This window comes from Arthrobacter sp. HLT1-20 (assembly GCF_054510895.1).
The window spans coordinates 1-15,322 of sequence record NZ_JBTNDR010000057.1; the positions used below are offsets into that span (position 1 = coordinate 1).

Consider the following 15,322-nt stretch of genomic DNA (forward strand, 5'->3'; position numbering starts at 1 on the left):
TCCCGGCGATGCCTTCCATGTCAACGGAGATATAGACTTTCATTTCTCATCAAACCTCTCTGATTGGCTCTCACGAAGGTAGTCGACCGCAACTCTGGCAACGACCCCAATGGCACGATCGGCGTTGGGGTTGCGCAGTTCATCGGTAGGCTCCTGCAGGAAGACTCCCACTGCAAAGCGCCCCCCATCGGGAAATTCGACGACACCGACCTCGTTGCGCACGAAGATATGAGTTCCAGATTTGCCTGAGACTTTGACGTCGGAACGTGGGAACCCTGAGGTAAGGCGGTGTGGACATGCTTGCTGGCCCATGATGCGACGCACTTCGGCACCCGCATCCTCGCCGATGACTTCGTCCCGCCAGATAGCGGAGAGCATGGTGGTCATTTCACGTGGCGTGGTGCAATCTGTGAATTCGGGGCTGGCTGCACGAATGATGCGCAACTCATCGTGTTGCCCCGCGGCGAGAGGGCTGAGAGTAGTAGCACCGAGCTTCTCTATTGGAAAACCGATGTCCTCCGCTATTGTCCCCAACCGGTCTGAGTAGTCGGCCACAACAGCCGCATGCTGGAGCCCGAACCGTTTGACGGTTTCGTTGATCGCAATACAGCCAAGACGATCCACGATGGCGTCAGTCGCCCGGTTCCCGTTCACCGACATCATCAAGACTGATAGGTCGCGCAGGGACAGCTCGATGTCATCAAGCATGGCCGAAAGCCCGAGGCCACCAATAGTGTGCTGGTCATCCGAGGTAAGGCTGATCCGGTCGGTGGGGGTGTGCTGTCCAGTGGAGTACTGGCGGCAGAGTTCCACGAGGGCGAGAACCTGCAAGACGCTGGCTATGGTCACCGGGGTGTCTGCATCAAGGCCAATTTCGAAGCCGGTGTCTATATCGATGGCGTGCACGAATCCTCGAACGCCTGTTGCTATGAGCAGGGCCTCAAGGGCGTCGCGTACGGAAGAAAGATCTGGATGCGTTGGTGTCACTGTTCCAGTATTGTCGTCAGAAATGGTGAATTGTTCGTATTAGGGACCAAATTCATCGTTGCCCGGCTGTACATTTGATCAGAAGTAGGAGGACATTGATGTCCAGGGAAACCCCAACCCATGCTCCGGAGTCATCGTTGGGTCGCATTGTTGAACGGCTTGGATCGACACTTTTATCGCTGGCAGCCGGCAAACTCGACGCCAGCCGCCTCGTGCGATCAGTGGTACTCTACGATCCGTTAGACCGTCCGGCGCTGACAACGGGTGCGTTGGTGCTCGGCTTGGGCATTTCTGGTCCCAAAGAAACGGTAGAGCAGATCCGGTTACTCGCTGCGGATGGAGCTGTCGCCTTGGTGCTAAGAGAGCCCATTCCGGTGGGCACTGAGGTAGCACAGGCGGTGGCGGAAACCGGAATCGTACTTTTTGGCCTCGTCCGGGGGGCATCCTGGATCCAGGTCGCCACGATGTTGACCTCAGCATTGAGCATTGACTCGTCCAATCATGTGGATTCGGGGACAGAAACGAGTATCGGTTCTGACCTCTTCGAACTGGCCAACGCCCTAGCTGACCTGCTCCAGTCGCCAGTAACGATCGAGGACCTCTCCTCCCACGTTATTGCCTTTTCAGCCGATCAGGCGGGTACGGACGAGCCGCGTCGACAGACCATATTAGGGCTTCAAGTCCCGGAGGCACTCAACGATGCGCAGCGAAAGAACGGGGCATTTAGGCGCATATATACCTCGGAACGCCCCGTGTTCGTAGAGAAGCCAGAACCAGCAGCGCTTCCACGGGTTGCGATGCGTGTAAAGGCGGGCGAAGAACTCCTTGGCTCGATCTGGGCAGTGGTTCACGAACCACTCACCGAACAGCGTGAGCAGGGGATGGTTGAAGCTGCCAGAGTAGTTGCCCTCACCATGCTCCGGGCGCGCGTCAGCGCTGACTCTTCTACGCGACTTCGGCTGGGTCTGGTGAGCATGCTCCTTGATGGTGGCATCAGAGCGCGGGAGGGTGCGAATCAGCTCAATTTCTCCAAGTCTGCGGCGTGTGTGATCGCAATTGGCGCGCGGAGCGAGCACGACGACGCGGTGCGCACTGAATCCGAGGTGCAGCGCGTCGCCAGCGCGTTGAACATGTATCTCCAGCCCATCTATCCGCGCGCCGTTGCGTCTCTGCTTGGCAGAATTATTTACGCAGTTGTTCCTCTGCGGGAGTCTAAACGGAGCGCACAGGATGAGGCAGTGCAGATCGCTCGCGCATTCATCGCCCGCATGGATACGCCGAGCACACTTTTTGCAGGCGTAGGTTCGGTGGTTGCCGAAGTATCAGAGCTCAACCGATCGCGTACTGAGGCAGATGCTGCCCTACGAGTATTGCGGGGTAGAGAGGGTTCGGAAACGCGCGTGGCAACTAGCGCAGATGTTTACGGGGCAGCTCTTATGCTGCGCCTCTCGGATCTTCTTGTCGCGGACCAGATGTCCGTCAGCGGACCGCTGGAGGCACTTGGTAAGTACGACATCGAACACAATACCGAGTTAGTCTCGACTCTTCGCAGTTGGCTAGACCATTTTGGTGACGTCACTGCCGCCGCAGACGCTATCCACGTTCACAAGAATACGTTCCGGTACCGCCTTGGCAGATTGGCGGAAATTGGTGGGATAGATCTGCAGGATCCAGAGGTGAGATTCGGCCTGATGTTAGAGCTGCGGCTGTTCCCCAAACTGCGCTTGGGTCCAGAGTACTAATAGGCGCCCTACATTTGGCCGTTCGAACGATGATTGAGGCGTAAATAGGGGCGAGTGTTAATCAAAGCACCCGCGATGATGCGGGCCAGCTGGCCTACAACACTCGACCCCCTCAAGGTGGACAGCCATGAAAGTTCGTTCAAGATCCGCGATACCGCTCGCGATCGTGAGTACGTTTGTTCTCGCCGCGTGTAGCGGCCCCGGAATCTCAGACAGCTCAGCCCCGAAGTATGCCAAAGACGGAACACTGACCGTTGCCCTTGACCAGGATCCAGGTGACCTCAATCCGGCCAGCTCCAACTTGACCGCTGCGCAGGTCGTTGCCTCCTATACTTACGACACACTTTTGTTCGCTGATCCGTCAACGGGGGCCCCTAAGCCGTATTTGGCCACGACGTGGACGGAAACCCCCTCCAAAGTTACCTTCACCCTCAAGGACGGGGTGACGTGCGCTGACGGAACACCGTTCACCGCGCAGACCGCGGCGGACAACTTCACCTGGATCGTGAACCCCGCCAACGGGTCTCCGTTGAAGGACTCAGTCATCCCAGCCGATGCGAAGGCGACAGTTGTGGGCAATGTACTGACAGTCGAGACACCTGGGGCGTCTCCTTTTCTGTTGCAAACCATTGGTGGTACCGCACTGGTGTGTTCGGCGGGGCTGAAAGACCCCAAGAGTGTCGCGGCGGCCAGTAATGGGACCGGTCTTTTTGTGGTGAAGGAAGTAGTACCCAACGACCACATCACGCTAGAACGCCGCGAAGGCTACAACTGGGGGCCCGAAGGTATCGTGACCTCGGAAACACTTGGTGTGCCAAAAAAAGTCGTCATCAAGATTGTGAAGAATGCCAGCACTGCTGCCAATCTCCTATTGTCCAAGGGCATCAACATTGCCGATGTTTCGGGGCCAGATGAGGCACGCGTCGAAGCAGCGAAGCTTCCTTCGAAGCCGACCACCCGCCTTGCAGGCGAGATCATCTTCAACCATTACCCCGGGCTTCCGACCGAAGACCCCGAGGTGCGCAGGGCCTTGACAGCAGCTATCGATCTGGACACCTACACCAAAATCATCACCGATGGAAAAGGCAAGCGGGCGACTTCGCTGATGGCCGTGGAGCCGAAGCGATGCGTCTACGACAGCATTCAGGGAACTTTGCCACCTTTCGATGTCAGCAATGCGCAATCCACACTCACTGCTGCCGGATGGACCAAGAATTCCTCGGGTGTCCTGGAAAAGAACGGTAAGCTGCTGACGCTCTCTGTCTACTACATCAATGACTCAGACTTGGGCAATGCGGCAGCTGAGTACTTGGCCGCACAGTGGGAGTCGCTCGGGGCCCAGGTCAAACTCTTCGGCGGTGACCAGAACTTTGTCGTCACCAATAGTTTCGCGCCCGAGGACCCGAGCAACTGGGACGTCACTACCCTCACGCTCAATAGCGAAACGCCCAGTATCTTCCCGGCCTACCTGACGGGCACGGTTCCGCCCGAGGGTACCAACTTCGCATCCGTAAAGAATGCCAAGTACGAGGAGTTGGCAGGCAAAGCCCGTCTAGAATCCGGCACGGTTGCCTGTGATCTGTGGAAGCAATCCGAGCAGGCTCTATTTCACCAGGCTGACCTGATTCCGGTTTCGATTGAGAATCACAACGTCTACTTCAACGGTGCTGAATCGATCTACCCGTCCGGAAACGCAATAGTTCCCGGTTCGGCCTACCGGGTGCTTCGGTGACGCACAATGACTGAGCAAGAAGTCCTTCCTTCAAGCGGGGCACCGCCCCTCACTAGACCGCACTTGGTGAAAACGATATGGGGTGGCCGGTGGGCAACGTTTCTTGCCCGCAGGCTCTCCCGGCTCCTCGTCTCGATCGTAGTTCTTGTCACGGTGGCGTTCCTGAGCATCCGGGCGATTCCGGGCGATCCAGTACGGAGCGCCCTGGGTATCCGCGCATCCCAGGCGGTTGTTGACGAGCGACGGGCTGCACTGGGGCTTGAACTGCCGATTTGGGAGCAGTACATCCGCTTCTGGCAGGGACTTTTCACCGGAAATCTTGGTGAGTCGTTTAGCCTGCAGATTCCTGTGACAACTGTGCTTGCCCAGCGGCTTCCGGCAACGCTGGAACTCGCCGTCCTCGCCTTGGTCGTCATGCTGACTTTTGCGATTCCTATAGGCCTGGTGACCGCTGCGTTGACGCGCGGCGGCCGCCGGCGGGGCCTTGAACTTGGTTACACGGCATTGAGCGGATTTGTCGCCGTCATTCCAGAATTCTTGATTGGCGTCGGGCTCATCTACGTGTTCGCCGTACAGTTTCAATTGCTCCCCGTGGCCGGGAGGAGTGGACCGGACTCCTATATTTTGCCGGTGCTTGCGCTGTCCCTTGGTGGCATTGCCGGCATTTCGCGCATTGTGCGGGCGGAGGCCCTTTCTGTGCTCGAACAGGACTATATTCGGACTGCACGTGCCAAGAGGATGTCCAGCTGGCGAGTCTACATGCGCCACGCGCTCCCAAACTTGCTTACCTCGTCCCTGACCATCGGCGGGCTCGTACTGGGGGGCCTGATCGCTGGAACCGTACTGGTGGAGACGATTTTCTCGTGGCCCGGGCTAGGCCTGACTATTGTCTCATCAATCATGCACAAGGACTTCCCTTTGGCCCAGGGTGTCATCATCGTCTACGGACTGTTCGTTTTGCTCGTGACGCTTGTTGTGGACATTGTGTTGGTACTGCTTGACCCGCGTTCCGCATTGGGGGAGAACTAATGGCTTCGTTCCAAGCGCACCCGGCCTCGGGTCAGCGACAGGCACAACGATTTGCCGCTGTTATCCGCTCGCCACTTGGCGTTGCATCGATTTTGGGTGTTGCCATAGTGGTATTCAGTGTGGTCTTCGGTCCAATAATTTGGGGCGCACAGGCGACTGTAACCGACTTCAACCAGCTGTCAGCTGGGCCCAGCCCGGACCATCTCTTCGGCACCGATGCCGGCGGACGTGATGTTCTGGCACGTGTGCTCACGGCAGCGCGACTTTCGGTCGGAATGGCGCTCGTGTCGACTGCCCTTGGCGTCTCAGGCGGACTCGTAATTGGTTTCATGCCTGTTGTACTGCCACGCAAGGCCGCCCGGTTTGTGGTCAGCGCAACTGGCATCGCAATCGCCTTCCCGGCCCTTCTGATGATTATGCTTTTCTCCATTGTTGTTGGTACTGGGGCGCAAGGCGCCATGCTTGCCATCGGCTTCGCCATGATGCCCGCCTTTGGACGATTGACTCAAACCATGAGCTCTTCGGTCGTCGGGCGTGATTTTGTGCTTGCGGCTCGAGTCCTCGGAGTCTCAAGGACTCGGATTCTTCTCCGGCACGTCCTCCCGAATGTGCGTGAACCGCTTATAGTCAACGCAAGCTTGTCCGCTGGCGCTGCGCTCGTCGCCTTCTCCGGCCTATCATTCCTCGGTTTGGGCGTTCAGGCACCCGATTTTGACTGGGGCCGACTGCTCAATGAGGGACTTGGCAAGATCTATGTCAATCCGGCCACTGCACTGGCTCCCGCCGGGGCGGTGATCTTCGTTGGGGTTGTCTTCACGCTGCTCGGGGAAGTTCTTTCGCGCGGCTTCGGGATTGAACCAATACTGGGAAAGCGACCACGAGCGCTGCCACGAATCGCACGCACCGAGTCAGAAGTAGTGCCAGATGGTTCCGATAATATTGTGCTGCGCGTGCGTGGCCTGCGGGTGGCTGTCCCGGCCGGATCCGATTGGACGCACCCAGTGAACGATGTGAGTTTCGATATTCGTCGCGGCGAAATCGTTGGACTCGTTGGTGAGTCAGGATCGGGAAAGTCCCTGACCTGTCTGGCTGTGGCCGCGTTGCTGGAAGAACCGCTGAACGTTTCAGCCGATAGCGTGAACTTCGATGGGTCGGAACTCGTTCAGAACGGAAAGCTGCCCAACAGCATCCGCTCTGCCGCTTCGCGGGCACACCTAGGAACGAGGTTGGCGCTCGTCTTCCAGGACCCGTCAACATCTCTCAACCCGGCCCTGCACGTCGGTACGCAGATTGCTGAGATTGGTCGTCTTCACGGGCGACTAAGTGCCAAGGCGGCACAGGACCAGGCGATCAACAGACTTCGCGAGGTTCGGATACCCGACCCGAAACGGCGTGCTAAACAATACCCCTATGAGTACTCCGGTGGTATGCGCCAACGAGCCATGATCGCTATGGGATTGATGGGGCGCCCCGCCCTGATTATCGCCGATGAACCAACCACGGCTCTGGACGTGACGGTACAGCGCGGAGTTCTCGGCCTCTTGAAAGCGGTAAACACTGAGGAGAACGCGGCGATCCTGCTCGTTTCCCATGATATTGCGGTGGTTACCGGACTGTGTACACGTGCCTTGGTCATGTACCGCGGATCAATCGTAGAAGACGTCTCCGTGGATGATCTGGTCTCCGGACGGGCCAAACACCCATACACGCGGGCCCTCCTCGACGCTGTTCCACGCATGAATGCCCAGAAGGGCGAGCCATTCGCCACGATTCCGGAGGACATGGTCTTCCCACCCGCGCTGTTGGAGGAAGTAGTATGAGCACGCTTGAATTCCGTGACTTGTGGGTCCGGTTTGGTAGCGGACGCTCCGCATTCGATGCTGTGCGAGGCATCGACTTGATCGTCCCCTCTGGGAAGATCGTCGGGCTCGTCGGCGAGTCAGGCTCCGGGAAGTCGACCATTGCCAGAACCGCCGTCGGTTTGAGCGAACCCCACCGCGGCAGTATCCTGCTCGACGGCATCGACGTGGCCCACGCCAAAGGCAGCACCGGGCGAATGCGGCAACGTATACAGATGGTTTTCCAGGATCCCTATTCCTGTCTTGACCCGAGGATGTCGATTGGTTCTTCGATCAGGGAGGCACTCGAGGTCACTGAACAGCGGAAACGTCGTGAGCCGGGCGCCTACTTGTCCACGAGTCGGGCGGCCCGCAACGCCCGTGTAGGCGAGCTTCTATCGATGGTGGAACTTAGCCCTACCATGGCGTACTCCTTCCCAGGCACCCTCTCCGGCGGTCAGCGTCAGCGCGTCGCATTAGCCCGAGCACTCGCCGCCGAACCGGATGTTCTGCTAGCGGACGAGATTACCTCAGCCCTTGACGTGTCTGTCCAGGGAACCGTACTGAATCTATTACTTGACCTTCAGCGACATCTGTCTCTTACGGTGCTCTTCATTAGCCACAACCTCGCCGTTGTGAGCCGTGTGTGCGACGAAATCGCCGTCATGCACCGAGGAGAAATCGTCGAACGCGGGACGGCGCCCGAAGTCATTGAACACCCGCAAAATTCATACACCCAGGAACTAATCAGGGCGATACCGCAAATCGGGGTCCCGCTCTTCGGTAAAGAGGAGATTGAACAATGACACTTCTACTGACTCTTGACGATTCACACCAAATTGTTGTGCCGAGCGAGACCGCAATTTCACTAGCCGCGGAGCAGGTGGGTTACGTCCCATCAAGGAGCCATGCGGGAACACACACAGTGAAGTTCGAATTGCGACGGCCTGGGCGGCGCAGCGTCAACCCAGCCAGCTTCGCTTGCCGAGACGATGTCTTAAAGAGCAAAAATTGAGGGCCGCGGCGGTGATTGAGGCCAACGCCGCTGAACTCGCCGGGAGGTATGCGAAGGATAGCCACGTCGAGATTAGGGAGCTGCATACTTCGCTAGAGATGGTGACGGCCTCCAATCTCCTTGACGAGGTGTGGGGGTTGGCGATAAATAGTACCCATGTGAATCCCGGCATGCTGATCGCCCTGGCACACGCAGGGAACTACGTGGTTGGCGCCTTTGACGGCGAGCAGATGGTGGCAGCATGCATCGGCTTCTTCCACGCTCCCAAGCATCTGGCACTGCACTCGCACATTGCCGGCGTCATGGGGGACCGCTCGGGGAGCGGAATTGGAAAGGCGGTTAAGTACCATCAGCGTGCCTGGTGCCTGCATCGGGGGATCGAGACCGTGACATGGACCTTCGATCCGCTAGTGGCGCGAAACGCGTTCTTCAATCTAGAAAGGCTCGGAGCGCGTTCAGTTCAGTACCTGCCGAACTTCTATGGAGAGATGACCGACGAAGTCAATCGTGGCCACGCCAGTGATCGCCTCCTGCTCCATTGGGATCTACGGGGTACGTCTGCCGCACGACCCAGCCTCGAGGGTATGTCACCACCGGCAGTGCTAAGCCGTGGCGAGAACGGGCCTGTGCTCGAACCTACGATCGATCGCCGGGTACGGGCCTGCCGAATAGAGATCCCCACCGATGTGGAAATTCTGCGTCTCAACAACCCCCAAGCGGCCGAGCGCTGGCGGCTCGCCGTCAGAGCTGCGTTCATTCCACTACTAGCGGACGGCTGGAGAATCGCCGGCTTCGACCGCAGCGGTTTTTATCATATGGAAAGGAACTAAGTATGCGTATTCTCAATGTTGAACTGATCACTGTTCGCTTGCCACTCGTCGCCCCGTTCAGTACTTCCTTTAGTACTCAAACTGAGCGCACGCCACTGTTGATCAAACTCACCGCTGAGGTCGAGGGCTCCGAAGTAGTGGGTTGGGGAGAGTGTGTTGCGCTTCAGGACCCGCTGTATTCAGAGGAATACCTTGACGGCGCCCGTGACGTGCTTCGCCGCTATCTGATCCCGATGTTGTACCTATGGCAGGACGCGGGAAACACCCTCACGGCGGAAATGGTGGGACACGCCCTTCGGCACATTGTGGGACACAGGATGGCGAAGGCAGCCCTGGAGATGGCGGTACTTGACGCCCAGCTACGGGCAAGCGAAAAATCATTTGCCAGCTACTTCGGCGCCACTGCGACATCCGTTGCCTCAGGGGTGTCCGTTGGTATTGCGGATTCGATCGACAGCCTGCTCGGAATCGTAGGTGACTTTGTCGACCAGGGCTACGTACGCATCAAGCTTAAGATCAAGCCGGGCTGGGATATAGAACCTGTGAGGGCAGTGCGCGAGCGTTTCGGCGGCATTCCTTTGCAAGTTGACGCAAATGCCGCCTACACGCTGCTGGATGCGCCGTTGCTGCGCCAATTGGATGCGTTTGACCTACTGTTGATTGAGCAGCCACTGGGTGAGGACGATCTGCGTCAGCATGCGGTGCTGGCCAAGACGATGAGGACTCCGATGTGCTTGGATGAATCGATTGTCTCGGCGACAGCCGCCGCGGATGCGATCGCCCTGGGCGCGGCCGCGGTGATCAACGTCAAACCCGGCCGAGTCGGAGGCTATCTCGAGGCCAGGCGTATCCACGACATCGCCTCAGCGAACGGCGTCGCAGTATGGTGCGGTGGAATGTTGGAGACGGGATTGGGGCGAGCCGCGAATGCCGCGCTAGCCGGAATGCCGGGCTTTACCCTTCCGGGGGATATTTCAGCCTCAGACCGCTTTTACCGGCACGATATTACCGAACCGTTCGTGCTCGACGCCGGCCGCATCGCCATCCCGAACGGGCCTGGCCTTGGTGTGGCCCCGCTCCCCGAGATACTCAAGGAAGTGCGCGTCCACTCCGAGACCGTTGCCCCCTGACCCGATCCGCCGGCGGTGTCGTCCATGCGGCAGCCGCCGCGTATCAGGCAGCGCCTAACATCCAGCCCGGCCCAGCCATTAAAAGAGAAGTGAGGAAATAGCCCCATGGTGAAGACTAAAGACATCACCCTCGGAACCATCGCTAAGGACCTGAAAGGGGCGCCCAGCGAGGCGCTCGTGATAGGGATCAGCCAAGGCCCCGACGGGCCGATTCTGCTCGCGAACCCCCTGAGCGCCAAGGTCACCGAGTTTCTGACGGCGTCATTCGAACTTCTCGGAGTAACCGGCGCAGCCGATGAGGTGCACCGGCTGCCGGGCATCCCGGAGACCGGATCGGGCGTTCTCGTTCTTGCCGGTGTCGGCATCAGCGAGAGCGGAAACGTCGTTCTGACGGAAGAGGCTCTGCGCCGGGCCGCAGGATCAGCGGTCCGGCAGCTGGCGGGACTGTCTTCGGTAACCTTGGCATTTCCGACAATATCCCTTGCCGACGTCGCTGCAGTCGCAGAAGGAGCTGTATTGGGTGCCTACTCCTACACTGAGCACCGCTCCAGCAAGGCAGGACTCAAAGATCCAGTCGGCAGGGTCCTGATATACACAGCTATCGATAGCAAGGACCTTGAGACCGTCTTTGACCGGGCTTTGCTCGTCGGACGCGCAGTCAATGTAACCCGGACCTTGGTCAACCGGCCACCCAGCCACCTCTACCCAGAAACCTTCGCCGACGCCGCCACGAAGCTCTCCCAGGGCCTGCCCATCAAGGTGACGGTCTGGGACGAGAAGCGCCTCGAACGTGAAGGATTCGGCGGAATCCTGGGTGTCGGCAAGGGCTCCACCCGCCAGCCGCGCCTCGTCAAGGTAGAGTACGCGCCCTCCAAAGCCACCAAAATGATCGCACTGGTTGGCAAGGGCATCACCTTCGACACCGGCGGCATTTCCATCAAACCGGCCCAAGATATGGGCGACATGAAGAGCGACATGGCGGGTGCCGCCGTCATCCTCAACACCGTCCTGGCCGTCGCGGAACTCGGGCTGCCCATCAAGTTAACGGCATGGCTCTGCATCGCCGAAAACATGCCCTCGGGCGCGGCCCAGCGTCCCGCCGATGTCCTGACGGTTTTCGGCGGCAAGACAGTTGAAGTACTCAACACCGACGCCGAAGGACGACTGGTTATGGCCGACGGCTTGGTAGCGGCTAGCCTTGAACACCCTGATGTCATCGTCGACGTAGCCACGCTTACGGGCTCACAGCTGATCGCCTTGGGCGATCGCACCGCGGGCTTGATGGGCTCCGATTCCGTAACGAGTGCCCTCAAGTCCGCTGCGGACCGTGCTGGCGAGCTCGTCTGGCCGATGCCGTTGCCGGAAGAGCTTCGGCCCAGACTCGACTCACAGGTCGCGGATATCGCCAACATCGGTGGTCGCCACGGCGGCATGATGATCGCAGCCGTGTTCCTGCGCGAATTTATTGGGAAGGGCAAGGACGGCGAACAGATCCCGTGGGCGCACATCGACATCGCCGGCCCGTCGTTCAACCTCGGAAGCCCGTATGGTTACAACCACAAAGGGGGCACCGGGTGCACTGTCCGCACCCTAGTTGCGTACGTCGAGGACATGCTGGAATTGGGCTAAACCAGCCCCGGACGGGACAGTCATTTAATCGCACCGCTGTCCAACGCGATTTGGCCGCTGGCGCCCACCTCGTTATCAATTTGCGCTTCTGAAAGGCGATGGGCACGGCGAAGGAAACCTAGGCTTGTGGCTATTGAACCAAAACGCTTGGGCTATTCCACAGTTTTCTGTATTTTTTCCGTCTAATTCTCCAATGATTAGCGACGGCAAGCGCGAGAGGATGAGGTAGGGGCCCTCCACGGCAATGGTCGGCATCTTCTTTACTTGAACACCATCATGCGGCGGGCATGGTGGTTCCTATAAGCCCACGACGTGAGGACACATGTGAAACGCCCTAATAGTATCTCCGACTTGGCACACGTGAGTGTTCCTGCAATTCATGCATCCTCGAGCGCAGCGACCGCTGCCTCTGCGGTTCCCGTCTCTTTGGATACCGACTATTGGCAGCGCCGCCTAGAAACTCTCATTGCCAAGTATGGGGTACCGGGCGCTGTGTTCGGGATCCTCCGAACGGGCGCCGCCATTCCGGGGCAAGGCACGGAACAGCGTTGCGTCGTGGCCGCCGGTGTCGCAAACATGCGCACGGGCCAATCCGTCACCACCGACACCTTGTTTCAGATCGGTTCAATTAGTAAAACCTGGACCGCAACATTGATCATGCAGCTGGTTGCCGAAGGGAAATTGGAGCTGGACGCCCCGATACGGGATGTGTTGCCGGACTTCAGGCTCGCCGACGAATCGGCCGCGGCCACGATCACCATGCGGCACATTCTCACGCACACCAGCGGCATTGACGGGGACCTCTTCACCGATACTGGCCGTGGCGATGACTGCGTGGAAAAATATGTGGCGACCCTATCAACGGCTGCGCAAATATTCACCCCCGGACTCACCTGGTCCTACTGCAACACCGGGTTCGTGGTTGCGGGGCGCGTGGTAGAGGTCCTACGGGGCATGTCCTGGGACGCAGCACTGAAAGAGTATATCTATGGGCCTTTGAACTTGAAGGCGAGCATGACCTTGCCAGAGCAAACCTCCCTATACAGTTTCGCCGTTGGACACAACGGGCTGGGGGCAGCAAGCCAAGTGACGGACGTCTTCTTGTTGCCACGCAGTGTCGGCCCAGCCGGATTGGTCACTACTTCCACGAACGACATCCTAACGTATGCGCATTCCTTCCTGCCTGAAGGGCCTGGGTTGATGCCTGATGCGCAGCGTTCGGAAATGCTCCGCAGCCAGGTCGCCATGTCTCATGCCACCACTTTGGCCGACGAATGGGCTCTTGCATGGTGCCGACAGGATTGGGGCGGAGTACCAACCATCAACCACGACGGCGCAACAATCGGCCAAAAGTCTTACCTTCGCCTATTCCCAGACCAAGGGATCATTTTGTCCCTGTTCGCCAACGGTGGCCGGGCTGACAGCGTCCATCGGGAACTGTTTGCCGAGGCAGCGCTGCTGTTGGCTGGGGCTACTATGCCGGCGATATTTGGTCCGGAAACTGGGACTGAAATTGGTGTTGCGCCCGCTGCTGGACGGCGTCTCCGCCAATATGAAGGAGTTTATGAAGCTGCCGGCTTCCGGATCGTTATTGAACCGCGCGCCGACGGAACGGCAGGCGAATGGCAGGCGTGGGCTACTGACACGAGCGGTGACGAGATATTGGGCACCGAACTTAAACTGGTGAGCGTTGGCAGTGAACACTATGGGGCTCAAATCCCCGAAGACGCGGATTGGACCCGGATCAGCTTTGAGTCCACCGCAGACAGACACTTGATGCACTTTGGCCTCAGGGTTTACCCGCAAGTCACCAGTCAAAGCTAGATACGCTTCCAGTCTGCCGCTATGAGTTGGTCGTGCATGAGGCGTTGTCGCCCACAAGATTCGGACTATTACGTTTCCAGCTGTGCCCAGTCTCAAGTAAAACAGTTTCATTGGGCTGAGGAAGTAGCATTGGCTGCAATGTGACAATGAGACCCGCATCCGCGAGGCCATTCCTAGCCTAGGAAACGACCCTCGCCATCCCCGAAGTGACTAACCTGCAGTTGCACCGGTCAAAGATTCCGGTTGAACTACTCACAAAGAATGTGGCTGCCGTACCAGTCAACATCCCGGAGACTCCCGTCCCTAGGTCAGTCATTCATCTGGCCGCGCACAATACATGCATGACTGACTTGGGTACGGAGAAGTCGCCCAGATTAAGGCCATTGGTCCAATGTGAGAGTGGAACTCAGCAGGGGATCATTGTCGAAACGACTACATGAAGGAGCCGTATGACATCGATGGACAGGCATAACGTTGCTCTACTGGCACTGTGCCAGGAACGGTTGCCGTTGATTCTCGCCGACCTTGAACAACTAGTAAATTGTGAATCGCCGTCGCACGACTTCCAAGCGGTTGCGAAGAGTGCGGAGTTGATCGCGGACCTCATTGAGAAACGGCTTGGCGTGCGACCTGAAACGGTCGAGATCGGTGGCTGCTGGCACTTGCGCCTGCGATTAGGCAAGCCTCGTGTGATCATACTGACCCACCATGACACTGTGTGGCCGCTTGGCACGCTGACCGGGAGTCCTTTCTCCATCGTGGACGGCGTCATCAGGGGTCCAGGCTGTTTCGATATGAAGCTTGGGCTTGTCCAAGCAATCCATGCACTCGCCGTGCTGCGTGAACGTGGGGGAGACCAGGCCTTGGAAGGGGCTAGTCTTTTAGTCACCGGCGATGAAGAAACAGGATCCGCCACCTCCCGCTCCCTCATCGAGTCCGAGGCCCAAGGGTGTGCTGGAGTCTTGGTGCTTGAGGCTGCAGGCGACGGCGGTGCATTGAAGGTCGAGCGAAAAGGCGTTTCAAACTACCGGCTCACAGTCGACGGCCGGGCCGCGCACGCTGGTCTGGAGCCAGAAAATGGGGTTAACGCTGGCGTAGAACTTGCACACCAGATCCTGGCCATTGAAATGCTGGCAGATGCTGCCAAGGGAACATCAGTCACGCCAACCTCGCTAAGCGCGGGGACAACTACAAACACGGTGCCAGCGCAGGCGACGATCGACGTTGACGTTCGGGTTCGCTCCCACGCCGAACAGGACCGTGTTGACGTCGCGATGCGCTCTCTCGTTGCAAGGAATCCGGCCGCTACGCTCGCTGTTAGTGGTGGGTCGAACCGGCCACCCATGGAGCGCGGGAGCGCAGTGGGACTATTTGCGCTGGCGGAACGGGTAGCGAAACGCGAGGGGCTCGGCAGCCTTGCAGCGATCGCAGTAGGGGGCGCTTCTGACGGAAACTTTACGGCTGGTATCGGTGTCCCGACCCTTGACGGTCTGGGTGCCGTTGGTGGTGGTGCGCATGCACGTAGTGAACACGCTCTGGTTGAGATGATTCCGATGAGGACGGCAC

General features: G+C 58.6%; 11 protein-coding genes. 10 read left to right on the forward strand and 1 reads right to left on the reverse strand.

The annotated features are described in order from the left end of the window. Window positions 1-39 precede the first annotated feature (39 nt). On the reverse strand, window positions 40-987 hold the full coding sequence (locus ACX80Q_RS18110; protein WP_459331933.1) for a serine hydrolase: 948 nt from the start codon (window positions 985-987) through the stop codon (window positions 40-42). A 98-nt stretch (window positions 988-1,085) separates the two neighbouring features. Between ACX80Q_RS18110 and ACX80Q_RS18115 the strand changes: the two genes are divergently transcribed. The 10 genes from ACX80Q_RS18115 to ACX80Q_RS18160 all read left to right on the forward strand — a co-directional run. Next, entirely contained in the window at window positions 1,086-2,729 is a 1,644-nt protein-coding gene (locus tag ACX80Q_RS18115) for a PucR family transcriptional regulator (protein WP_459331934.1), read from the forward strand. 127 nt (window positions 2,730-2,856) lie between these two features. After that, window positions 2,857-4,461, forward strand: coding sequence for an ABC transporter substrate-binding protein (locus tag ACX80Q_RS18120; protein ID WP_459331935.1), 1,605 nt, complete (start codon window positions 2,857-2,859; stop codon window positions 4,459-4,461). A gap of 66 nt (window positions 4,462-4,527) precedes the next feature. Further along, window positions 4,528-5,490: an ABC transporter permease gene (locus ACX80Q_RS18125; protein WP_459331936.1), complete on the forward strand. Its 963-nt coding sequence runs from the start codon at window positions 4,528-4,530 to the stop codon at window positions 5,488-5,490. Beyond that, window positions 5,490-7,310 carry a dipeptide/oligopeptide/nickel ABC transporter permease/ATP-binding protein gene (locus ACX80Q_RS18130; protein ID WP_459331937.1) on the forward strand — a complete coding sequence of 607 codons (1,821 nt, stop codon included), beginning with the start codon at window positions 5,490-5,492 and terminating at the stop codon, window positions 7,308-7,310. The genes ACX80Q_RS18125 and ACX80Q_RS18130 overlap by 1 nt, the downstream gene beginning before the upstream one ends. Continuing rightward, the gene (locus tag ACX80Q_RS18135; RefSeq protein WP_459331938.1) at window positions 7,307-8,134 is read left to right on the forward strand and encodes an ABC transporter ATP-binding protein; all 828 of its coding nucleotides are present in this window, start codon (window positions 7,307-7,309) and stop codon (window positions 8,132-8,134) included. The genes ACX80Q_RS18130 and ACX80Q_RS18135 overlap by 4 nt, the downstream gene beginning before the upstream one ends. A 220-nt stretch (window positions 8,135-8,354) precedes the next feature. Continuing rightward, entirely contained in the window at window positions 8,355-9,173 is an 819-nt protein-coding gene (locus ACX80Q_RS18140) for a hypothetical protein (protein WP_459331939.1), read from the forward strand. A gap of 2 nt (window positions 9,174-9,175) precedes the next feature. Then, window positions 9,176-10,303, forward strand: coding sequence for an o-succinylbenzoate synthase (gene menC, locus ACX80Q_RS18145; RefSeq protein WP_459331940.1), 1,128 nt, complete (start codon window positions 9,176-9,178; stop codon window positions 10,301-10,303). A gap of 105 nt (window positions 10,304-10,408) precedes the next feature. After that, the gene (locus ACX80Q_RS18150) at window positions 10,409-11,932 is read left to right on the forward strand and encodes a leucyl aminopeptidase (protein ID WP_459331941.1); all 1,524 of its coding nucleotides are present in this window, start codon (window positions 10,409-10,411) and stop codon (window positions 11,930-11,932) included. A 492-nt stretch (window positions 11,933-12,424) separates the two neighbouring features. Next, entirely contained in the window at window positions 12,425-13,756 is a 1,332-nt protein-coding gene (locus tag ACX80Q_RS18155) for a serine hydrolase domain-containing protein (protein ID WP_459331943.1), read from the forward strand. 449 nt (window positions 13,757-14,205) lie between these two features. Next, a partial coding sequence (locus ACX80Q_RS18160) for a M20 family metallopeptidase (protein WP_459331942.1) occupies window positions 14,206-15,322 on the forward strand: 1,117 nt, incomplete at its 3' end.